Source organism: Sporosarcina quadrami (assembly GCF_014836615.1).
In the GTDB taxonomy this organism is placed as follows: Bacteria; Bacillota; Bacilli; order Bacillales_A; family Planococcaceae; genus Sporosarcina; species Sporosarcina quadrami.
This window is the reverse complement of sequence record NZ_JACSQN010000005.1, coordinates 225,385-244,755: the sequence shown is the minus strand read 5'-3', so window position 1 is coordinate 244,755 and position 19,371 is coordinate 225,385. Positions and strand designations below refer to the sequence as shown.

The window sequence follows — 19,371 nt, the reverse complement described above, 5'->3', positions numbered from 1 at the left end:
TATGCTATCAGTTTTAAGTTGTGGATCCAAACAATTACATGTCACTTTAGTAATTTTTTCACTTCTTTTTGCATTTGTTCTGTAAATGTATCTTCGACATAATTGAACTCATTAACGATATATCCTTTTTGGTCAATTAAGTAGAAGTTTGTCCCGTGTATCACTTGGCTTGAGTTTTCAGGTTTCTGGACAATAGTTTGGAATTGTTCTAATGCCAGATTTTTAATAGCTTCTTGCGAATATCCCGTTAACAGATGCCAATTTGACTCGTCATCTGTATATTGGGCAATATATTCTTTCAGAACTTCCGATGAATCAATTGTTGGGTCGACAGTAAATGAAACAAACTCCACCTCAACACCTTCTTTTGTAAAATGTTTTTGTAATTGTGCCATTTCAGCTGTCATCGGAGGACAGACCGTTTTACAATCCGTGAATATGAAATCTGCAATCCATACTTTTCCGTTTAACTGATCAGTACCAAATGGATTTCCATTCTGATCGGTGAATGAAAATGATGCGACTTGACTTCCGGTTGGCTGCGGTGATCCGCATGCAACCAAAGCGATTGTACATAAAACGAGCAGTACAAGACTTCTACCTACGTTCATCAATCACCACTCCTTTCAGTCAATCCATCTATTAAACGTATTGTCACTACCGTTCCAAGAGAAGAATCACTCTCAATTGAAAACGCACCACCATGTAACCTGACAATCTCTTTGACAATCGATAATCCTAGTCCTGTGCCCCCGGTTGTCCGATTTCTTGCTTTATCAGTTCGGAAGAAACGTTCGCCAATCCTGTTGATATCGTCCTTAGCAATTGAAATCCCTTCATTAGTCACACGTAATTCAACACCATTTTCTACTTTTTTAACTTGTACAGAAATGGTTCCACAAACTGACGAATACTTTACCGCATTATCAATTACATTGTAAATCACTTGCTGAATCCGTTGTGGATCGCCGATAAGGATTACATCCTCTTCAATATTTTTTTGAAGAGTTAACTTTTGCTCAGCCATCCGAATTTTGAATAAATCCAACGTATCCAACACTGTTTGAGCGATAACAATTGGTTCGTTCACTAAAACATATAAATCTTCCTGCAATTGATTGAGCTCCACTAAATCATTAATGAGTTTATTCAAGCGTATTGTTTCTTTTTCTATTGTCGCCAAATAACTTTCCGCTTCTTCAGGAGAAGAGTAGATTTTCTCTTTTAACGCATGCGTATAACCATTAATATAAGTGAGTGGAGTCCTCAGTTCGTGAACGATGTTGGACGTAAATTCTTTTTTTCGCTTTTCTTGTTCTTCAAGTGACAGGCTCATCGTATTAAATGCTGTTGCCAATTGACCAATTTCGTCTGCGCGATCAGTTACGATGCGATTGCTGTAATTACCCTTAGAAACTTCAGCAGATAGCTGTTGCAGTTTTTTCAGTGGACTGAATAAAGAACGCCATACCTGGTTAAGAACTAGGAACAATACAAAGAAAAACAGCGTCCCTACGATTAATAAAACAGGAATGCTTTCCTTGAAAACATCTTGAATTGCTGCGAGGGGTAAATAGATGTAAATGAATCCGATCAAGCCACTTTCTCCTTTAATCGGAAAGATAGCGCCGATAATTTCTCGATCAAGTTCTTCTACATACCCTTCCTTTAAAACATAGGCGCCTTTTTCCAACTGTTCGTTATCTGCCTGATTGACCAAGTCTTCATAATTCACTTTATAAGGAAAATAAGATGTCAAATCATCCAATTTGTCGACTACGATGATTTCGTATTCAGAAACGATATTATACCATTGAATTTTCTCGATAATTTCGTCGCTCAGCTCACCATAATGATAATGCGAAGCAGTACGTTTGCCTTGGTAAATGATTGAGTCTTCAATGCTTGAAAGGTACAAATTGGAATACAGGAAGTGGATAAAGAAAAATGAGAAAAGAATTGTGAATGCAATACTTGAAAGCAAAATAACTAATATTTTTTTGCTCAATGTGAGCTTCTGCATTATTTCACCTCGAATTTGTAACCGATTCCCCAAACCGTCTCAATGAAGCTCCCCGAATCACCCATTTTCAAGCGTAACGTTTTAATGTGCGTATCGACAGTGCGATCCGTGCTTTGATGATGATTTCCCCAGACGATTTCCAATAATTGCTCACGAGAATAAACTCGTCCTTCGTTTTTGGCAAGTGTTTCAAGAATTCCGAATTCTTTCAATGTGAGCGACAGCGGTATCCCATTTACTTTCACAGTATGTGCAATATGATCGATAACTAGAGGACCAACTGTCAAGAGATCTGTTGCAATAGTTTCCTGGTAAGACCTTCTTAGGACAGCTTCAACACGAGCTAACAATTCACCTGGCATGAATGGTTTAACGATATAATCATCGCCACCGAGCTTCAAGCCTTCAATCTTATCCCATTCTTCACCTTTGGCAGATAAAAAAATAAGAGGAATCTTCTTCGTCCGCTTCATCATTTCTTTCGCAAAAGCGAAGCCATCCATATAAGGCATCATGACATCGACAATACATAAGTGCGGCTCAAAGCTTTGTACTTTATCTAATGCATCTATCCCATCTGTCGCTTCGTGTACTATATAACCATCTCGTTCCAAAAAAGTGCGGATCAGTTTCCGCATTTGCGGTTCATCATCTATTATTAACAAAGAAAAAGGTTTCATTTATAGTATCTCCATTTCTATTTAGTAATTCGAATTCATTATAAGAACAAATTATGAAATAACAATGAAGCAAAAGACTTCATCCTTATTTCTTATTTACTTGATAGTATCATACTGAAGCTAAATTAATTCGTAAACAAAAACTAAGTGGAGGTTTAAATGATGAAGAAGAAATTGTTAGTGCTGTGTACTATTATGGGCATGATGGTGTTGGCAGCTTGCGGTAAAGAAGAAGTGGATGATGGTTCAAATGTAGAAGTTTTACCGCTGCTTGTCGATCTGACTGTGACAGAAAAAGCTGAAGTCGGAGAAACTATCAAGATGGAAGCATTAGTTACGTTCGGTGACGAAAAAGTGGAAGACGCGGATAGCGTTGTTTATGAAATTTGGGAAGACGGAAAGAAAGACGATTCTGTCATGCTTGAATCAGTGAACGAAAAAAACGGTATCTATTCGGCTGAAACGACATTTGAACATGACGGAGTTTACACAATTCAAGTACATGTCGATGCGAAGCAATTGCACAGCATGCCTTTCAAAGAAGTAATCATAGGTCATGGAACTCACGCGACTGAAGAACACGGGGACGATCATGGAGATGATCACGCAGAGCATGAACATGGACATACGGAGGGGTTTGTCCTACATTTCATGAAACCTGAAAATGCAGTGACAACATTAGATACGAAACTAGTCACACACTTGCAAGTGGATGGGCAACCACTTGAACATGCGGCAGTACGTTATGAAGTTTCAAGTGAAGTATTAGGCGATAAACATGAATGGATTGACGCGGAAGAGGCTGAAGCTGGCGAGTACACGGCGGTAGGATTATTTGATAAAGCTGGATCGTATACAGTGAAAGTGCATGTGCAGAACGACGAAGGTTTGCATGAACATGAGGAATACACATTTGATGTAAACTAATATCGGAAAGAAAGAACAGGAGTCATTAGGGCTTCTGTTTTTTTGTGCGGCTAAGACCGTATATATGGATAAATGATTGTATAATCGTTATTATTAAAAGTATATATAGAAGAGGAGCGATGCTAAATGGATAATCTACCTGAAAAAACGTGTTCAGTCGAAAGACTTGTAACTGTCCCGGAGGATGTACAAAAAGTGCTGAATGGAGAAAAGACAGCGACACGAAGAAATGGTGTCTATGCGTATCCAGAAGAAGTAATGGTGCTAGACGGAAAAGAATTCAAAGTAGATAAGCTCTATAAGCAAACTCTTGGAGAAATGACAGATGAGCATGCAAAACAAGAAGGGTACTCCACATTGGAAGAGTACAAGGAATCAATTCTTGCATTGCATCCTAAAATGCCTTGGCTTCCGAAAATGAGCGTGTGGGTACACGAATTCAGCCCTGTCACAAAATAAGCTGAAAAATGTGGTATTTATACGGGACAATCGTATTTGTCCATGTCGTTTCTGCAGTTCTTTCAATTGGACCACTATTTCTGTTGATGCCTATTATAAAAAGGCTACGAAATGTTGAATCACCAATTGAAGATGCTTATTTATCAATTATTAGAGTGGTTATTAGAATTGTCATGCATGCAGGACATGTATTAGTCGTTTCGGGAGCATTATTACTATTGACTGGTCCTTGGTCTTGGTTTACATCATGGATTGTTGCCACTTTTGCAGTACTGTTATTGTCAGGTTTCTTCTTATCAACAGGTTTCACGAAAGTATTGAAGAAATTCCATTTGCCTGGCAGTAACAAGAACGAGATACTTGCAAAATTGAATCAGACATCGTGGATCTATATTGGTCTCATGCTTGTCATGCTTTGGCTCATGGTTCAAAAACCGATATTATGGTAAACGTGAATTACATAAAGTAAGGATGTGCACTGGTTAATGTGTACATCCTTTTTTATTGAGACAACTCTAATAATTATCTGTATAATGTGATAAAAGGGAATGAGGATGAAGCTATATGGAATTTACTACTTTTACTGATGCAGATGAATTTAGTGCAGTTGTCGAACCGTATATATTGAAACAGGAAGATGTATTCAGTCTGTTTTTAGGGATATTGCAAGCCATTAAACTAGGGAAATATGACAATCCTTTCATGGCAACTGTTGAAGAAAAAGGAGAGTTGCTCGCGATTGTGCAAATGACACTTCCGCATCCTATTAATTTAATTATTATAGAAGAAACGCGAATAGATGAAATTATAACGTATTTGATTAAACAATTACGGTTATATGAAATTGACATACCAGGTGTCATCAGTAAAAAGGTATGGGCAAAAACTTTTGCAAATGAATGGGCGACGGTAGCAGGTGAAAAGGAACTTCTTTTAATGGAACAAGGGCTTTATAGGCTTGATGAAGTTAATGAAAAAGTTGAGATGAGTTCTGGCAGTTGGCGTTTTGCAGTTGAAGAGGACTGCACATTAATTGAAAAGTGGTATTCACTTTTTGAAGAGGATGCAAACCTTCCAAAAAGCGAACCTCAAGCAGTGCAAGAAAGAGTGTCGACTTTTGTGAAGGAACGTGAAGTCTTTTTGTGGGAAAACGAAGACAAAGTCGTATCTATGATGAAAAAGGCTCGGCCGACGAAAAATGGTGTGACAGTGTCTTTAGTGTTCACTCCAGCAGAAGAACGGAAAAAAGGATACGCTCGAACGCTTGTCATGCTAGGGTCCAAGGAGTTATTAAAACACTATGATTACTGCGTCCTTTACACAGATATGTTGAACCCAACGTCAAATAAAATCTATCAAGAAATCGGTTATAAGAAAATTGCCGATTCTGTTCATATTGGTTTTGTGAAATGAACTTGAAAGAGAGTGTACTAGTTGTATTGTCTACTTCCTCAATCGGTGCAGTTTAGTTTAAGAAAAAAGGAGGGAAATTGCAATGGCTGCAATGTCAGTACCTTTCTTTTGGAAAGAAAATTAACTAAACCGCTATAGTATGGATTATATTCGATATTGATTTTAATTGGCGGCTTTATAGTTCTTTTTATTTTTGCCCTTATTGCAACGACTGGTTTTGGTTGGTTTACTGGATGGTTTCAATAATATACAAGGGGGATTAATCATAAAAAAGGTATTTTCTTTATTTTTGTGTTTTGCATTAGTTGGATGTTCTGAAGAAACAAAGATTCAAGAGGTAGAAAATCGCCACAATGATATTCGGAATTTAGAGGGTTTAGACAGATTTATTATGGAAGCGGAAAATCAAAACGAAGCAATAATAAATTATATTCAGTATGGGATAGAGGGACAACGAGGAATTAGGACATTAACGTTTGAATGGAGAACAAATTAGTGTTTCTCATAGTGTAGATGGTAATTTTATTGAAGAATTTAATTGCAAAAAAATAATAATTGAAACTGAAGAAGAGATACAAAAATATATTCTCAGTGAATGTACAGGGAATTTTATCGGGAATTTCGAGTTATTATCAATTCCAAGTAAATTAAACTAATGGGTGCCAATGATTGTGCATCAAATCGACCATTTGAATGAATTAGAAGGTAATATATGAAGGTAGTAAGATCAAGAGATATAATAAGCAATCGCAAAAATGAATTTATAATTCTAATAAAGAGCGATATTGCTAGATACTAAAAAAAGTTTTTTATCTTAAGAAGAAAAATCCAATCCTATGAGGAATTGGACTTTTCTACGTGGTTACGATAGTTTTTCTACAAGTGAACTAGACGTGTTTCAAAGCGAAGTATTTTTCATTTGATTCACACACCACTGCTCGAAAAAATACCTAGTTTTTCAATTCTTTCAACTGCTTCTTTAATGCGCTCTTCGCTGGCAAGCAAGCCTACTCGTACGTATCCTTCACCGTGTTTACCGAATCCGTGGCCTGGTGCTACGACTACCCCCGCTTTTTGTAAAAGAATATCAGAGAATGATTCACTAGTATACCCCTCAGGCACAGGTAACCAGGCGAAGAAAGACGCTTTTGGTGCTTCGACATCCCAGCCGATACGTCGGCATTCGGCTATTAATACATCCCTTCGTCCTTCATACATTGCCGTCAAATCTTTCACACATTGCTGATTGTCCGACAAAGCTTCAATAGCAGCGTGCTGGATGGCAGGGAAGATGCTAATGAAGAGATAATCCTGTAGTGCATTAATGGCTTTAATCATATCTGCATTTCCAACTGCAAACGCAACGCGCCAGCCCGCCATATTATACGTTTTTGACAGCGTATACATTTCAATACCAATATCTTTTGCGCCTGGTGCTTGCATGAAACTCACCGGCTTTTGACCATCAAAGCCGATACCGCCATAAGCCATATCATGCACAATGTAGATTTCGTTTTCTTTAGCAAATGAAATGGCTGCTTCAAAAAATGGAATATCAGCCACTGCACTCGTCGGATTGTTCGGGTAATTCAAGTACATCATTTTAGCTTGTTTTTTTACCTCATCTTGTAGCGTTTTAAAATCAGGAAGGAAACGATTTTTTTCAAGGAGTGGCATCGTCTCAAAACGGATATTTGCCAAGCTTACGCCCGATAGATAATCAGGATATCCTGGATCTGGTAATAATAGCAATTCTCCTTCATTCATCATCGCAAGAGGTAATTCTACTAGCCCAATTTTGGATCCGCCGATGATTGCCACTTCTGTACTAGGATCTACATCTACGTTATATTCTCGTTTGTAAAAATCGGCAACCGCATTTCTGAATTCAGGAATACCGTTAAAAGGAGAATAGCCGTGTGTATCAGGTAATTCTGCTGCTTTTTGGAGTGCTTTAATAATGTGAGGCGGTGTTGGTTGATCAGGATTCCCTCTTCCGAGATTAATAATATCTAAACCTGATGCTCTCGCAGCCTCAACTTTTTTTACTAAAGATGAAAAGAAATGGGGGGGCATGCTCTTCACTCTGTTTGAAATTAACATGGAATAACCTCGTTTTCGTATTTTTTGAATTTGTCTGACTAGGCGTTTCTTTCATTCTACTATATGTCTTCCTCCAAACTCAACATGAATTTACAGAAATAAAAAACTGCTGCCCATTTGAGGACAGCAGTGCTGTATTATTTTTGATTCATAATGAATGTTAAGAAGGATACCCACTGTTCCACTTCGTCTTTTACTGCAATGAATCCCTTTGAATTACGTTTCATTCGCTTATCTAAATCGCTATAAAAACGAATGATTCGATAGGGCTTCTCTTCGTCATCAATTAGCAACTTCATTTCTACTGTTGCAATTTTACGGTTAATCATTTTGCGGATTAATGGAATCTTATCACCAATAATCTGTTCTACAGATTGTCCAAGCGCTTTGAGACGCTCTATTGTTTGAGGTGAATCATTTACAATCGTTTCTTCTCTTGTTCCGTTAATGAACACTTCAATAGCTAACAATTGGTTGTATGAATAGTCTTTATGCGTGTAAGGCATATGTAAATACGCTTTTTTCACTTGTTTACCGTCAAGCTTCCCAGGTTCCCAGAAATGTATGCGTCTTCTTTTTTCATCAACGGCAATTTTCGAAAGTAAGTCATACGATACGAACACACGTGATTCTGTATAGCTGGATTGTGGCGTATAAGAATTTAGATGAACAATCTGTTTCTCTTTTGCTTTATCTTCAGCTTTCGTGGATAACGTTAAAAACAATACCGCAAACCCGAAAAAAAGTGCAAAAAAGATGAAACCGTACAGCACGGAATTCCGATTAACGAAATAAATAAATGTTGCGATCGCGATGATGGGTGCGAGACATCCGAATCTTACGTACCAGTTGGATTGTGTAGAAGGCAAAGAAACCCCTCATTTCATTAATGTGTACTTCTTTATCTATCATAACGAAAGATTCGATAAGTGACAATGGATGGCTCAATAAGAAAAATTGCCCTCCCTAGTAAATAGGAAGGGCAGTTCATTGAGCGTGGCTAATTATCCGATCTTAACGCCTTCGATTTCTTCAGTCAATTCGACAAGCTGGTCAATCAGTTCACCGATATAAGCGATTGTATCTCTTAACGGTTGTTCAGTCGTAATATCGACACCAGCCATTTTTGCAAGTTCTGCAGGAGATTTCGTTCCGCCAGCCTGTAATACTTTCAACCATTCATCGACAGCCGGCTGACCTTCGGAAAGAATGCGTTTGGATACTTGTGTGGAAATTGTAAGACCTGCACTGTACGTGTACGGATACAAGCCCATGTAATAGTGAGGCTGGCGCATCCATGTCAGTTCCGCACCGTCATTGATTTTTACGTCTTCACCCCAGAACTTTTCAAGGACTTCACGCTTCATCGTATTGAGCACATTTGCATTGACACTTCCGCCTGCATCGATGCGATTATAGACGTTGCGCTGATATTCTGCTTCTAGTAAATGAGTCACAAAGTTGTGGTAATACGTACGTGCTACTATAGAAGAGATGACCCATCTCTTGAATTTCGGATCATCCGAATTAGAAAGTAAATGATTCGCTACAAGCATTTCATTCATCGTCGATGGTGCTTCGATGAAGTACAGTGACGGACGAGAATTGAAGATGTTCTGATGCTTATGAGCGTTGTAGAAGTGTCCGGCATGTCCTAGCTCGTGAGCAAGTACGAATACATCTTCCATGCTGCCTGTCCAAGAGATCAAGATGTACGGATGGACACCATAAGGGCTCGAACAGAAAGCACCAGTCGATTTTCCTGCATTTTGCGCAAAATCTGTCCAACGCTCTTCGTATGAACGGTTGACCATATCGATATAGTCTTCACCCATGATAGAAAGTGCGTTATCGATATATTTCTTTGACTCTTCGATTGTAATTTTCGGCTCGTAATTTGGATCTAGTGGAACTTTAAGATCAGAGAATGTCATTTCGTCCAGACCGTGTACTTTTTGAAGAAGTTTTGCATACTTGCGCATATGTGGTGCAAGTTCCGTTGAAATTAAATCAATTTGACGGTCGTATAACGGACGGTCAACTTCTTGATTGAACAATAAAGAATCAAAAACTGTATCGTAATTTCGTAGATCGGATATAGCTTTTTCGCGCTGCAAATGCATATCATATGTTTTCGCTTGTGTATGTTGGTACTGCCTCAACTTGGCATGGAAAGCGTCAAATGCTGCACGTCTTTTTGTAGTGTCCGCCGAAGATTCCCAAGCTCCTTCAAATGAAGTATAGCTAAGTGGGAACTTTTGTCCGTCGACTTCAAAATCATCAAATTTCATGTCGACTAATTTAGTAGTGTCATATAAGCCGTATGGTGCATTTAGGACAGATGACAATGCAGCCAATGTGCGCTCCACTTCAGGATGCAATTTATGCGGCTTTTGGCGAATAAGCTCGTCCAAATAGTTTTTATATTCATCGGATTTGTTCATTGCCTTTTCCAACAGCTCGATCGGCAGTTCAGAAATTTCACTTGAGAAAAATGACAGTTGGCTACCAAGCTTTGCAGCGATAGAGCCGTATTTACTTGCACGCATTTGTGCCTCGTCATTTGTTTGATCGACGCTTAATGAAAGGCTTGTATACGTTCCAATTGGAATCATTTTGCCCATAATTGCAGCATAACCGTCAAGTGCATCAATAACTGTTTGTTCATCTAGAATATTGCCTTTGAATCGCTCTGCAAAACTGGAAACGTCCGTCTCCAGTTGTTTAATGGCAGTGTTGTACTCTTCTTCAGTTTTGAAAAGATCATTCAAATTCCATGTTTCTTGTATCTCTACTTCTGAACGTGCTGGTAAACTTTTAACCATTCTCATCTCTCCCTTATTACGGATTGCGAACTAAATTCAGTATATAGCAGAATGAGTGAAAAGGAAATGAAATAAGAACATTCTGCAACCGTCATTTTATCCTCTTCTAGAAATACGAGCTGTTTCATCCGCCACTACGAATGCCAGATCCTCGTTGCCGAACATTTGAAGGACATCGAGCATCATTTCATTGTCAATGAAGAGTTCTTCAAAACCATCATCCGATTCAATGACCTCTTTCAAAGCCTCATTGGACAGCTGATCGGGATATGCCTTTTTGTAAAGTACTTCTGGATTCAACTGATGATTAGCGCACCACTGTACAAACAACCGTATCATGAGCGTTTCATCTTCTCGATATTTTTGGATGATTTGTTCGTCAATATTCTTGAATTCCATTGTTCACCCCTCCATCATTGCGTTATGATTTTAAGTATATAGGAAAAGGGGGATTTCAAAAATGAATAGAGTCGATGTTGTGTATGTTTTAATCATTAGAGAGGGAAAAGTGCTCATGGTGAAGAATAAAAAATATATGAATTGGACTTTACCTGGGGGTGGGGTGGAAAAGGAAGAGACGTTGAAAGACGCCGCAACTCGCGAAGTCTGGGAAGAGACTGGTTTGAAGGTCGACCTAGGTAGATTACTAGTTGTAAATGAAGCTTATCGGCAGCGGGAGAACAACCATGTCCTGTTTTTTACTTTCAAAGGGGAAGTTGCAGAAGGTGAAGTCGGAGTCCGAGATACGGATGGCATAATGGAAGCTTCGTGGTTGGATATTGCTGAAGCAGAAAAAGAAATGCCGTATTATGAAGGTGGAATTGAGAAATTACTTGAAGGATCGTTATCATATACTTTTCAAGGTGTACAGTCCTAAATGCATTTATGATTGGTTGATTATAAGTTCTGTAAGCATTTAAATATTGATTATGGGAGTAGGGGGACAATTTATGGGATATATTGAGGAATTACGTGAAGTCGTTGGAAACCGACCGCTCCTTTTGACTGGTGTAGGAGTTGGTGTTTTTAATGAAAAAGGGGAAATTTTATTACAGAAGAAACACGATGGGCGTTGGGGAATACCAGGTGGATTCATGGAACTTGGGGAGTCTGCGGAAGATGCGGGTAGAAGAGAAGTGCTTGAAGAAACCGGTATAGAAATCGGAAAGATGCAGCTTGTGACTGTCGTATCTGGGACTCATACGCATACTGTTTTGCAGAATGGTCATGAATATTATTCTGTAACGATTGTATATGTCACGACTGATATTCGTGGTGGCGAATTGAAAGCGGATGGTGTCGAAACGATTGAAGTGAAGTTCTTTAATTTAAAGGATTTGCCTGAAACTTTGAATCCGTTGATCCGAACGATGATTCTACAGTATGCAACGACGAAACGAGCTACTAACTCACGCAACGAAACGTAAAGCCAGCGCAACGAAACGTACTTGCGTCGTATCGAAATGTAAGCCGCGCAACGAAACGTAACCGCGTCGTATCGAAACGTAAGGCCAGCGCAACGAAACGTACTTGCGTCGTATCGAAACGTAAGCCGCGCAACGAAACGTAGCAGCGTCGTATCGAAACGTAAAGCCAGCGCAACGAAACGTAACCGCGTCGTATCGAAACGTAAGGCCGGCGCAACGAAACATAGCACCAAGCAAAAACCTCTCGCAAATACTTGCGAGAGGTCGAGACTTAAGATGATTGATTGCTAACTATGAACTTCACAATCCAGTTCACATCAAGTGGACCGTCGATGACTTCATAATACAAATCTGCATTCTGAATAATAATATTTTCCTCTATCATAATAGTAATCCCATTACCTGCATTATCTTTTAATTCAATGCTGAGCACATCGACTTCATCTTTCAAATCTATTTCAGTAGACTGTAACTTCTGGATTTTATAGTTTTGCAGAAACTGTATCAGTTCATCAACTTGCTTCTCATCGTCGACTACCCACTTTTCTGCAGACGCGCTAATAGTAGTGGGCTTAGTGAAAATGAGCGAATTGAAGTTACTGCCCATTGTACTAAACAGCTCATTAAAACTTTTCTCATTGTCTTCATTAATTGTCTGCATCATTACGTAAGCTCCGCCGATTATAAGGGCAATGAGTAGTAGTCCTCTTATCTTCATGCAAATCCTCCTGTCACTCGTTTGTATAGTATACGCAGATGTATTGTTGGCGAATAGTACTCATGGTATGTAATACAAGAGATAAATATTAACAACAGGAAAGGACTGTAAATTCATTATCGTAGTCATAATAGAATTTAGCAAAAGAGATTCTAGCAGATTAATGCTATAATGATACTATTCGAATGAATGAAAAATTTGGAGGTTGATTATAATGACTAAGACAGTTGAAAATGCAATACAAGACGGTTATGCAGACGATTTTGCATGGTGTTACGGTTGTGGCCGATTGAACGAGGATGGGCATCATTTCCGTACAAGTTGGGAAGGCGAGAAAACGGTTACATACTTCGAACCATCGGAAAAGCATACTGCGATTCCTGGATTCGTTTACGGAGGCATCATCGCTTCCTTGGTTGATTGCCACGGAACAGGCTCTTGTGCATTGGCACTTTACAGAAAAAATGGCCACGAACCTGGAGATGATGCTGAAGTTCCACGTTTTGTGACTGCTTCTTTGAACGTCAATTATGTCAAACCGACTCCTCAAGGCGTTACTCTAAAAGCAGTAGGCAAAGTAGAAGAAATCCATCCGAAGAAATTTAAAGTGACTATCGAAGTGTTTGCGGATGATGAAATATGTGCGACAGGTGAAGTAGTCGGTGTTGTAATGCCAGCGACATTCACGACGAAATAATCAGAAAACACGAAAACTATACAAAGTATTCAGATTGCGCAGATCTTAGTGTCTTCGAATGGATCATGGTGAAATAGGAGGATTGAAAAGATGATTGGACTCGGGATTATGGCAGTCATAATGGCTGTACCGATAACCGCTATCATTGCAGAACATAAGCAGAAGATGCTGAAAGTGAAAGCTGGTATGGTAAAAGAAGAAATTGAACTAGAAAAATTGAAACAGCAAAATTACATCATAGAAACTGAGAAGATGAAATTGGAATTGGAGCAGATGAAACTCGATTATACGAGCGGTAAAAATGATTTAATGAAACTCTGAACCGGGGGGATTTAAATGTCTGAAGACAATAAAATACCACTTTACAATGATCCTATCGGAGATATTTTAAAAAGTTATTCAAAAGAAGGCGGCATGGAGAATTTGAAAGGGCAGGGGAAGCCGTTGCCAAAAGAGTATTTCTCTGGCGATACCTTTCAACGTTTCCAGAAAATCGCGAATGATGCAGGTTATAAACCTCACTGGTTGAAACTGCAACATGAAATCAAAGAGCAATTGCATATGATTTCTGCTATTAAAACGCAAGGTCAATCATCTGAACTAACAGATCTAGTTAACGCAGTTAATGAAAAAATTAACGAACATAATAAGCATTGCCCGCCTCCGATGTTCAAAGGAAGAGTGACATTGGATTCGGTTGACCGTGTAATCAATCTTTGGAAATGAGGAATACGAAATGAAAGCGATGAAACATGCTTGTTGGGTCATCGCGTTTTCGATTCTGTTCGTAACGGGGTGTTCTCACATAAAACCTGTGGATAACAAAGCGGAATCCATTTCATTCAGTGAAAGAGCACAAATTGACAGCGAAATAGAATGGAGAGTCTCGCCGATAGAAGAAAGACTGGCTAGCATGACTGTTGAGGAGAAAATTGGACAATTACTCATCGTTGGCTTGGAAGGCACGACTTATAATAATAAGCTCGACAAGTTAATTAAACAACATCATATAGGCGGTATTATCTTGTTAGGCCGTAACATTTCCACATCAAATCAAATTGTCGGATTGCTCAATGACGCTAAAAAGGCAAATAGAGAATACGGAATTCCATTATTCCTTTCGGTCGATGAAGAAGGAGGCCGAGTTTCCCGTTTACCGAAGGGGTTAAAAAAATCTCCTTCTGCAGCTAAGATTGGCAAAAGAAACAATGAAACACTCGCTTATGATAGTGGTGTTTATATGGCCACGCTACTTAATGCGTTCGGCTACAATATGAATTATGCACCAGATCTAGATGTGAACAGTAATCCGCGTAATCCTGTTATCGGAGACCGTTCTTATTCCGCGAACCCCGTGACAGTTTCAAAAATTGGTCTTGCTGTCCGGCGAGGAATTACCGATCAAGGGGTTATCTCGGTCGTCAAACATTTTCCAGGACATGGTGATACGCATACCGATTCACACAAGTCATTACCAGTCATTGATAAGAGTCTACATGAACTAGAAAAAACAGAACTTGTTCCATTCCAACAGGCGATAGCGGAACAAGTGGACGTAATTATGGTCGCTCATATTCTTTTTCCAGCTCTTGACGCTGACAATCCATCATCGCTGTCCAAAAAGGTTATTAACGATTTATTAAAAAATAGAATGGGGTATGAGGGTGTTGTCATTACAGACGATCTGACAATGGGAGCGATTGTCAATGACTACACAGTAGCGGAAGCAGCGCTCAAATCTTTTCTTGCGGGGAGTGATTTGCTTCTTGTCGCAGGTGATTACAATAACCAACTGGAAACAATCGAAAAATTGAACGCAGCAGTTAAATCAGGAGATATTTCAAAAGAGCGACTTAATAGTAGCGTCCGTCGTATTTTACAACTGAAAGAGCGATTTAAAATGGAGGACACTGCCAAAGAGGAAGTAAATATTGATCGAATGAATAAGAAATTTCATGAACTGATTCGCTAAGAAATGAAACTTCCTTTCTGTCCATCCGTATACTATAGTTAAGATGCAGAGGGAGGTTTTACATATGGAAGACAATAATATGGGATATAAAATTTTAGTTCATGCAAGTGCATTTTTCGCGCCCTGTTTAGTACCTGCTTTTATCTATTTTTTTGTTCAGGACGCTGAGATAAAAAGGTTGTCCATTCAAGCTTTACTGTTCCAATTAGTAATGGGAGCATTGCTATTCATTTCAGGAATTTTGATCATCGTTCTTATCGGTATTCCAATGCTGATTATATTTGGATTGATGACCATCATTGTGCCGATCATCGGTATTGTCAAAGCATTACAAGGTGAAACCTATGAATACCCGATTGTTAAGAGATTTTTCTGATTCGTTTGGCCCTTTTCCCGTATATGCGGGAAGAGGGTTTTTTCATTTATCCGGCTACATTCATGTTCTTGCTTTCGTATGTATATGATGGTGTAAGCAGTTATTTTCTGCTGACTTATAAAACGGAAGGAGAGAAGCATGAAGTTCAAATTCAATCTGGTCACACAAATTTTTATCGCATTTGTTTTAGCTATTATTCTCGGAAGTGTGTTCGGTAGCTCTATCGATTTCCTTAAACCGTTTGGTGATTTATTTTTAAGATTAATTAAATTCATCATTGCTCCGTTGATTTTATCTACATTAGTCGTGGGGGTTGCAAGTACGACGGATCCAAAGCAATTGGGGAGGATCGGATTTAAAACAGTCGCCTATTATTTTGCTACAACCGCTGTTGCAATTGCAATCGGTCTTGCTGTAGCTTACGCAATTGCACCAGGTAAAGGCTTGAATGTATCGACAGAGGGGCTTGTAGCACCTGAAGCAGCGACACAAGATCCGCAAAGCCCCATTACAACACTTTTAAATATCGTCCCTGAAAATCCATTTACTTCACTAGCTAACGGCAGTATTTTACAAATTATTTTCTTTGCTCTATTCCTTGGTCTGGCGATCACTTTAGTCGGTGAAAAAGCGCAACCAGTTTACAAGTTTTTTGAAGGATTCGCGGAAGTTATGTATAAAATTACTGGTATCGTCATGAAAGTCGCACCCATTGGAGTACTAGGCTTGTTGGCTCCTGTTGTCGGTCAATATGGACCTGCAGTATTGCTGCCGCTTTTAAAGGTTATATTAGCAGTCTATATCGCTTGTCTATTGCATGCGCTAATCATCTATTCAACTGCCGTAAAGACATTTGCGAATATGAGTCCGAGACGATTCTTCAAAGGAATATCTCCTGCAGCCCTCGTTGCATTCAGTACAGCAAGCAGCGCGGGAACGTTACCTGTCACCATTAAAAATACGAACGAAAATCTAGGTGTCCCTAAGAAAATATCAAGTTTCGTACTGCCATTAGGTGCGACGGTTAATATGGATGGAACAGCCATCTACCAAGGTGTTGCCGTCATTTTCATCGCACAGTTCTATAGCCTTGAACTGTCATTCATGCAATTATTGACGGTTGTACTCATTACGATTTTGGCATCCATCGGTACAGCGGGTGTTCCAAATGTCGCACAACAATGATACATATAATCAAAAGAATTCAACGTTCACGACCTCCACGCTGTACATCTTCTTGTACCCCTCCATTAGTTTACGTGTGAAATATATTCGCTTGACATGTTGCTGCACGAACGCTCTTTTTTGTTCTTGGTCTAATTTATCAAAGTGAAGATTGAATTCCTTGGTAATGGCTTTCACTTCTTCTTCGGTAACGCTAGTTTTTTGTATAGATAGCTTGGATAAGGATTCTTCTATTTCTATCGTCTCTAAATCAATTTCGATTTTATATTTAGTTAAATCTTCGTCTGATATTAAATCACTCAACCATGCCCTTTGTAGCTTGTCTCTTCTGCTCTCAATATCCTTCAGTGATTTTTTTAATACTTTCACTTCATCGTTTTTGTTTTCATCCTTTAAAATATCAGTGCTCAACTCTCCAAATTCGATATTCCTCATATAACTCATAAAAGCTTCAGTTATTTTCATTTCAGAAACAGAAATAAACGGATTCCCCAAATGGTGACAATTGTTGCATGTGTAAGAATGGTAGGGATTTCCGTTCGGTCTTCTGCGTGCAACTAAGACGAGTGTACTTTTACAAGCTGGACATTCAATCTTGCGCCTATAAATGTCTTTATATTCGTTGGAGTTTCGACCACTCATATTTGATTCTATAATTTGTAATAGTTTAGCTTGTTCGTCTTTGGAGATAATCGGCTCATGTGTATTCGGAATAATAATACCGTTTCTTTCAATATCACCGACAGTTGTTGCATGACGTAGTTTTTTATTCAAATAATTCCTGTGGAAGTCCGTTTTATATTTACGGTTTATTTTGCGTTGAGCAGACGTGAAACTTTCTCCTTGTAATACTAAATTGAAACCTTCTCGCAAAACAGAAGCTTCTTTCTCGTTAATGACAAGTCGTTTATTTTCTCCTAAATCAAAACCGAAAGGAACGGCTGACATCCACACGCCTTTCTCTGCTAGAGACTGCATGTTGACAGATACGCGTTCGGAAATAGACTCTGATTCCCATTGAGCGAAAATCGCTATGATGTTCACCATCATTCGTCCATTAGCTGTGGAAGTATCCAAGCTTTCAGTTGCGGAATGAAGATTGCATCCATATTGATTGAATATACGAACCAACTTGTCTAAGTCAGATATAGACCGTGTGAGCCTATCTAGTCGCCATATAACAACATTGCGTATTTTACCCGTCTTAATGTCACGCATAAGCCTTTGGAAGTCTGGACGGTCTGTGTTCCTAGCTGAACCCACATCCATATATTCTTTCACATTTTCGAGGTTTTTAAGAGAACAATATGCAAGAAGCTTTTCTTGTTGCGTATTCAGTGATACTCCGAAATCTTCTTGTTTATGCGTACTAACCCTTTTATAAATCGCTGTACCCACTTTTATCCTCCTATAGTAAAGAGCAGCTTGTCCGAATGAGGATGGCTGCTCTCTTTTTTTAATCGCTACTAGTAGTTATTAAAGTTTGTATTTTACTTCCACGGCCAACCCTATAATTTGAATCGGATTGTTGTCAGTTACGAATATTGGCGAATGTTTATTGTTATCTGGATAAAGTATCATATCGCCGTTTTGAATTCTAACTCTTTTTAAGGTAGCTTCTTCATCACCATTAATTAGGACTGCTGCAACTTGTCCGTTCTCGACTTCTGGTTGACGTCTCATAAGCACAAGGGATCCGTTTGGTATGGATGGTTCCATACTGTCGCCATTTGCTTCTAAGTAGTAAAGTTCTCCACTAGGAAGTAGTTCAGCAGATTCATTTCGATACCCTTTGATGTTCTCCTCTGCCAATAACGGATCTCCGCACGATATAGAACCAAGTATTGGGATTCTTACAGTCTGCCCAGATAAAGCGTGTACGTTAGATGGCAACTTATCTTCCCAACCCATCAAATATGATGGTGACACTTTCAAAGCGTCCGCTAATTCTTGGATGGTGTCGGATTTAGGATTTTTGATATTCCCGCTCTCATATCGCTGGACAGTCGCTTCGGTTCTTCCTAATCTCTCCGCAACTTCTAATAAAGTCATCTTTCTTTCAAGTCTCGCTTGCTTTACTCTTTCGCCAAAATTCATTTTTCTTCACCTGCCTTTCGTTATCTCTATTATAAGGAAGTCTTACGTAAAATGCAAGTTATATTTCATTTTCTACAAAAAAACTTACGTTTTATGCTTGCAAACTATAATTCGACATGTTAATATGAACTTACGTATAGCGAAAGGTTGGTGAAGATAATGACAAAAGCACAAACCGACACGGCATTACTGGAATCAAAAATGGTGTTGAAGGGATTTAAAAGCAGAAAGGATTTTGCGGCGGCAATCGGTACCACGTCACACACCATTAGCAATCTGTTGAATGGCGTCCACAATCCTTCTCATGATTTGATGAACTCCATTTATCGCGTGTTGGAATTAACACCGGAAGAAGGCACGGCTATTTTTTTTAGCAAGGACTTACGTGTCGCGAAAGTTAAGGAGGAAGTGTAATTCATCGACTATTGATTGAATACACGGAGTGAGGGGTGAAGAGAATGCCGATTGA

The 19,371-nt window shown here is 39.0% G+C and carries 24 protein-coding genes; 14 read left to right on the top strand and 10 right to left on the bottom strand.

Features of this window, described 5'->3' with window-relative positions:
- Positions 1-41 precede the first annotated feature (41 nt).
- Genes H9649_RS07765 through H9649_RS07755 form a run of 3 tightly spaced genes read right to left on the bottom strand, consistent with a single transcriptional unit; the run spans position 42 to position 2,703 of the window.
- Positions 42-611, bottom strand: coding sequence for an SCO family protein (locus H9649_RS07765; protein ID WP_191694159.1), 570 nt, complete (start codon positions 609-611; stop codon positions 42-44).
- Entirely contained in the window at positions 611-2,023 is a 1,413-nt protein-coding gene (locus H9649_RS07760) for a sensor histidine kinase (protein WP_191694158.1), read from the bottom strand. Before H9649_RS07760 ends, H9649_RS07765 begins: the two co-directional genes overlap by 1 nt.
- On the bottom strand, positions 2,023-2,703 hold the full coding sequence (locus H9649_RS07755) for a response regulator transcription factor (RefSeq protein WP_191694157.1): 681 nt from the start codon (positions 2,701-2,703) through the stop codon (positions 2,023-2,025). The genes H9649_RS07760 and H9649_RS07755 overlap by 1 nt, the downstream gene beginning before the upstream one ends.
- Positions 2,704-2,865: 162 nt before the next feature.
- Here H9649_RS07755 and H9649_RS07750 point away from each other — a divergent pair, with 162 nt between their 5' ends.
- The 5 genes from H9649_RS07750 to H9649_RS07730 all read left to right on the top strand — a co-directional run bounded on the left by H9649_RS07750 (position 2,866) and on the right by H9649_RS07730 (position 6,158).
- On the top strand, positions 2,866-3,630 hold the full coding sequence (locus tag H9649_RS07750) for a FixH family protein (protein WP_191694156.1): 765 nt from the start codon (positions 2,866-2,868) through the stop codon (positions 3,628-3,630).
- Between the two features lie 126 nt (positions 3,631-3,756).
- The gene (locus H9649_RS07745) at positions 3,757-4,089 is read left to right on the top strand and encodes an ASCH domain-containing protein (protein ID WP_191694155.1); all 333 of its coding nucleotides are present in this window, start codon (positions 3,757-3,759) and stop codon (positions 4,087-4,089) included.
- Between the two features lie 8 nt (positions 4,090-4,097).
- Positions 4,098-4,538 carry a hypothetical protein gene (locus H9649_RS07740; RefSeq protein ID WP_191694154.1) on the top strand — a complete coding sequence of 147 codons (441 nt, stop codon included), beginning with the start codon at positions 4,098-4,100 and terminating at the stop codon, positions 4,536-4,538.
- Between the two features lie 115 nt (positions 4,539-4,653).
- Entirely contained in the window at positions 4,654-5,502 is an 849-nt protein-coding gene (locus H9649_RS07735; RefSeq protein WP_191694153.1) for a GNAT family N-acetyltransferase, read from the top strand.
- A 476-nt stretch (positions 5,503-5,978) separates the two neighbouring features.
- Entirely contained in the window at positions 5,979-6,158 is a 180-nt protein-coding gene (locus tag H9649_RS07730; RefSeq protein WP_191694152.1) for a hypothetical protein, read from the top strand.
- A 268-nt stretch (positions 6,159-6,426) separates the two neighbouring features.
- On the opposite strand, the gene H9649_RS07725 is transcribed toward H9649_RS07730, so the two are convergent.
- From H9649_RS07725 to H9649_RS07710, 4 genes are all read right to left on the bottom strand, one after another.
- Positions 6,427-7,605 carry a pyridoxal phosphate-dependent aminotransferase gene (locus H9649_RS07725; protein ID WP_191694151.1) on the bottom strand — a complete coding sequence of 393 codons (1,179 nt, stop codon included), beginning with the start codon at positions 7,603-7,605 and terminating at the stop codon, positions 6,427-6,429.
- 137 nt (positions 7,606-7,742) lie between these two features.
- A complete protein-coding gene (locus H9649_RS07720) occupies positions 7,743-8,474 on the bottom strand; it encodes a hypothetical protein (protein WP_191694150.1) in 732 nt (243 codons plus the stop codon).
- Between the two features lie 135 nt (positions 8,475-8,609).
- On the bottom strand, positions 8,610-10,430 hold the full coding sequence (gene pepF, locus H9649_RS07715) for an oligoendopeptidase F (protein WP_191694149.1): 1,821 nt from the start codon (positions 10,428-10,430) through the stop codon (positions 8,610-8,612).
- 96 nt (positions 10,431-10,526) lie between these two features.
- Complete coding sequence (locus H9649_RS07710; RefSeq protein WP_191694148.1) at positions 10,527-10,829, bottom strand: hypothetical protein; 303 nt, start codon at positions 10,827-10,829, stop codon at positions 10,527-10,529.
- A gap of 61 nt (positions 10,830-10,890) precedes the next feature.
- Between H9649_RS07710 and H9649_RS07705 the strand changes: the two genes are divergently transcribed.
- Together H9649_RS07705 and H9649_RS07700 are read left to right on the top strand one after the other, a co-directional pair.
- A complete protein-coding gene (locus H9649_RS07705; protein WP_191694147.1) occupies positions 10,891-11,307 on the top strand; it encodes an NUDIX hydrolase in 417 nt (138 codons plus the stop codon).
- A 73-nt stretch (positions 11,308-11,380) separates the two neighbouring features.
- The gene (locus tag H9649_RS07700; RefSeq protein ID WP_191694146.1) at positions 11,381-11,857 is read left to right on the top strand and encodes an NUDIX hydrolase; all 477 of its coding nucleotides are present in this window, start codon (positions 11,381-11,383) and stop codon (positions 11,855-11,857) included.
- A 271-nt stretch (positions 11,858-12,128) separates the two neighbouring features.
- Here the strand turns inward: H9649_RS07700 and H9649_RS07695 are convergent, their stop codons facing one another.
- On the bottom strand, positions 12,129-12,575 hold the full coding sequence (locus H9649_RS07695; RefSeq protein WP_191694145.1) for a hypothetical protein: 447 nt from the start codon (positions 12,573-12,575) through the stop codon (positions 12,129-12,131).
- Positions 12,576-12,789: 214 nt separating this feature from the next.
- On the opposite strand from H9649_RS07695, the gene H9649_RS07690 reads away from it, so the two are divergent.
- From H9649_RS07690 to H9649_RS07665, 6 genes are all read left to right on the top strand, one after another.
- Positions 12,790-13,272 carry a PaaI family thioesterase gene (locus tag H9649_RS07690; protein WP_191694144.1) on the top strand — a complete coding sequence of 161 codons (483 nt, stop codon included), beginning with the start codon at positions 12,790-12,792 and terminating at the stop codon, positions 13,270-13,272.
- A 90-nt stretch (positions 13,273-13,362) separates the two neighbouring features.
- Complete coding sequence (locus tag H9649_RS07685) at positions 13,363-13,593, top strand: hypothetical protein (protein ID WP_191694143.1); 231 nt, start codon at positions 13,363-13,365, stop codon at positions 13,591-13,593.
- Positions 13,594-13,608: 15 nt separating this feature from the next.
- On the top strand, positions 13,609-13,998 hold the full coding sequence (locus H9649_RS07680) for a DnaJ family domain-containing protein (protein WP_191694142.1): 390 nt from the start codon (positions 13,609-13,611) through the stop codon (positions 13,996-13,998).
- A 10-nt stretch (positions 13,999-14,008) separates the two neighbouring features.
- Positions 14,009-15,244 (top strand): beta-N-acetylhexosaminidase, encoded by a 1,236-nt coding sequence (nagZ, locus tag H9649_RS07675; RefSeq protein ID WP_191694141.1) that lies wholly within the window; start codon positions 14,009-14,011, stop codon positions 15,242-15,244.
- A gap of 64 nt (positions 15,245-15,308) precedes the next feature.
- Positions 15,309-15,620, top strand: a complete 312-nt coding sequence (locus H9649_RS07670; RefSeq protein WP_191694140.1) for a DUF4870 domain-containing protein — start codon at positions 15,309-15,311, stop codon at positions 15,618-15,620.
- 138 nt (positions 15,621-15,758) lie between these two features.
- The gene (locus H9649_RS07665) at positions 15,759-16,805 is read left to right on the top strand and encodes a dicarboxylate/amino acid:cation symporter (RefSeq protein ID WP_191694139.1); all 1,047 of its coding nucleotides are present in this window, start codon (positions 15,759-15,761) and stop codon (positions 16,803-16,805) included.
- A 9-nt stretch (positions 16,806-16,814) separates the two neighbouring features.
- On the opposite strand, the gene H9649_RS07660 is transcribed toward H9649_RS07665, so the two are convergent.
- Both H9649_RS07660 and H9649_RS07655 read right to left on the bottom strand, forming a co-directional pair.
- On the bottom strand, positions 16,815-18,203 hold the full coding sequence (locus H9649_RS07660) for a recombinase family protein (protein ID WP_191694138.1): 1,389 nt from the start codon (positions 18,201-18,203) through the stop codon (positions 16,815-16,817).
- A gap of 78 nt (positions 18,204-18,281) precedes the next feature.
- Complete coding sequence (locus H9649_RS07655) at positions 18,282-18,902, bottom strand: LexA family protein (protein ID WP_191694137.1); 621 nt, start codon at positions 18,900-18,902, stop codon at positions 18,282-18,284.
- 159 nt (positions 18,903-19,061) lie between these two features.
- Here H9649_RS07655 and H9649_RS07650 point away from each other — a divergent pair, with 159 nt between their 5' ends.
- Positions 19,062-19,316, top strand: a complete 255-nt coding sequence (locus H9649_RS07650; RefSeq protein WP_191694136.1) for a helix-turn-helix transcriptional regulator — start codon at positions 19,062-19,064, stop codon at positions 19,314-19,316.
- Positions 19,317-19,371: the final 55 nt, after the last annotated feature.

What these genes read in the sequence shown, in the direction of transcription:
- H9649_RS07755 (WP_191694157.1), bottom strand. Translation starts at nt 2,703, where the DNA reads ATGAAACCTTTTTCTTTGTTAATAATAGATGATGAACCGCAAATGCGG.
- H9649_RS07690 (WP_191694144.1), top strand. Translation starts at nt 12,790, where the DNA reads ATGACTAAGACAGTTGAAAATGCAATACAAGACGGTTATGCAGACGAT.
- H9649_RS07695 (WP_191694145.1), bottom strand. Translation starts at nt 12,575, where the DNA reads ATGAAGATAAGAGGACTACTACTCATTGCCCTTATAATCGGCGGAGCT.
- H9649_RS07745 (WP_191694155.1), top strand. Translation starts at nt 3,757, where the DNA reads ATGGATAATCTACCTGAAAAAACGTGTTCAGTCGAAAGACTTGTAACT.
- H9649_RS07680 (WP_191694142.1), top strand. Translation starts at nt 13,609, where the DNA reads ATGTCTGAAGACAATAAAATACCACTTTACAATGATCCTATCGGAGAT.
- H9649_RS07705 (WP_191694147.1), top strand. Translation starts at nt 10,891, where the DNA reads ATGAATAGAGTCGATGTTGTGTATGTTTTAATCATTAGAGAGGGAAAA.
- H9649_RS07665 (WP_191694139.1), top strand. Translation starts at nt 15,759, where the DNA reads ATGAAGTTCAAATTCAATCTGGTCACACAAATTTTTATCGCATTTGTT.
- H9649_RS07650 (WP_191694136.1), top strand. Translation starts at nt 19,062, where the DNA reads ATGACAAAAGCACAAACCGACACGGCATTACTGGAATCAAAAATGGTG.
- H9649_RS07740 (WP_191694154.1), top strand. Translation starts at nt 4,098, where the DNA reads ATGTGGTATTTATACGGGACAATCGTATTTGTCCATGTCGTTTCTGCA.
- H9649_RS07760 (WP_191694158.1), bottom strand. Translation starts at nt 2,023, where the DNA reads ATGCAGAAGCTCACATTGAGCAAAAAAATATTAGTTATTTTGCTTTCA.
- H9649_RS07725 (WP_191694151.1), bottom strand. Translation starts at nt 7,605, where the DNA reads ATGTTAATTTCAAACAGAGTGAAGAGCATGCCCCCCCATTTCTTTTCA.
- H9649_RS07710 (WP_191694148.1), bottom strand. Translation starts at nt 10,829, where the DNA reads ATGGAATTCAAGAATATTGACGAACAAATCATCCAAAAATATCGAGAA.
- H9649_RS07735 (WP_191694153.1), top strand. Translation starts at nt 4,654, where the DNA reads ATGGAATTTACTACTTTTACTGATGCAGATGAATTTAGTGCAGTTGTC.
- H9649_RS07700 (WP_191694146.1), top strand. Translation starts at nt 11,381, where the DNA reads ATGGGATATATTGAGGAATTACGTGAAGTCGTTGGAAACCGACCGCTC.
- nagZ (WP_191694141.1), top strand. Translation starts at nt 14,009, where the DNA reads ATGAAAGCGATGAAACATGCTTGTTGGGTCATCGCGTTTTCGATTCTG.
- H9649_RS07750 (WP_191694156.1), top strand. Translation starts at nt 2,866, where the DNA reads ATGAAGAAGAAATTGTTAGTGCTGTGTACTATTATGGGCATGATGGTG.
- H9649_RS07685 (WP_191694143.1), top strand. Translation starts at nt 13,363, where the DNA reads ATGATTGGACTCGGGATTATGGCAGTCATAATGGCTGTACCGATAACC.
- H9649_RS07765 (WP_191694159.1), bottom strand. Translation starts at nt 611, where the DNA reads ATGAACGTAGGTAGAAGTCTTGTACTGCTCGTTTTATGTACAATCGCT.
- pepF (WP_191694149.1), bottom strand. Translation starts at nt 10,430, where the DNA reads ATGGTTAAAAGTTTACCAGCACGTTCAGAAGTAGAGATACAAGAAACA.
- H9649_RS07670 (WP_191694140.1), top strand. Translation starts at nt 15,309, where the DNA reads ATGGAAGACAATAATATGGGATATAAAATTTTAGTTCATGCAAGTGCA.
- H9649_RS07655 (WP_191694137.1), bottom strand. Translation starts at nt 18,902, where the DNA reads ATGAATTTTGGCGAAAGAGTAAAGCAAGCGAGACTTGAAAGAAAGATG.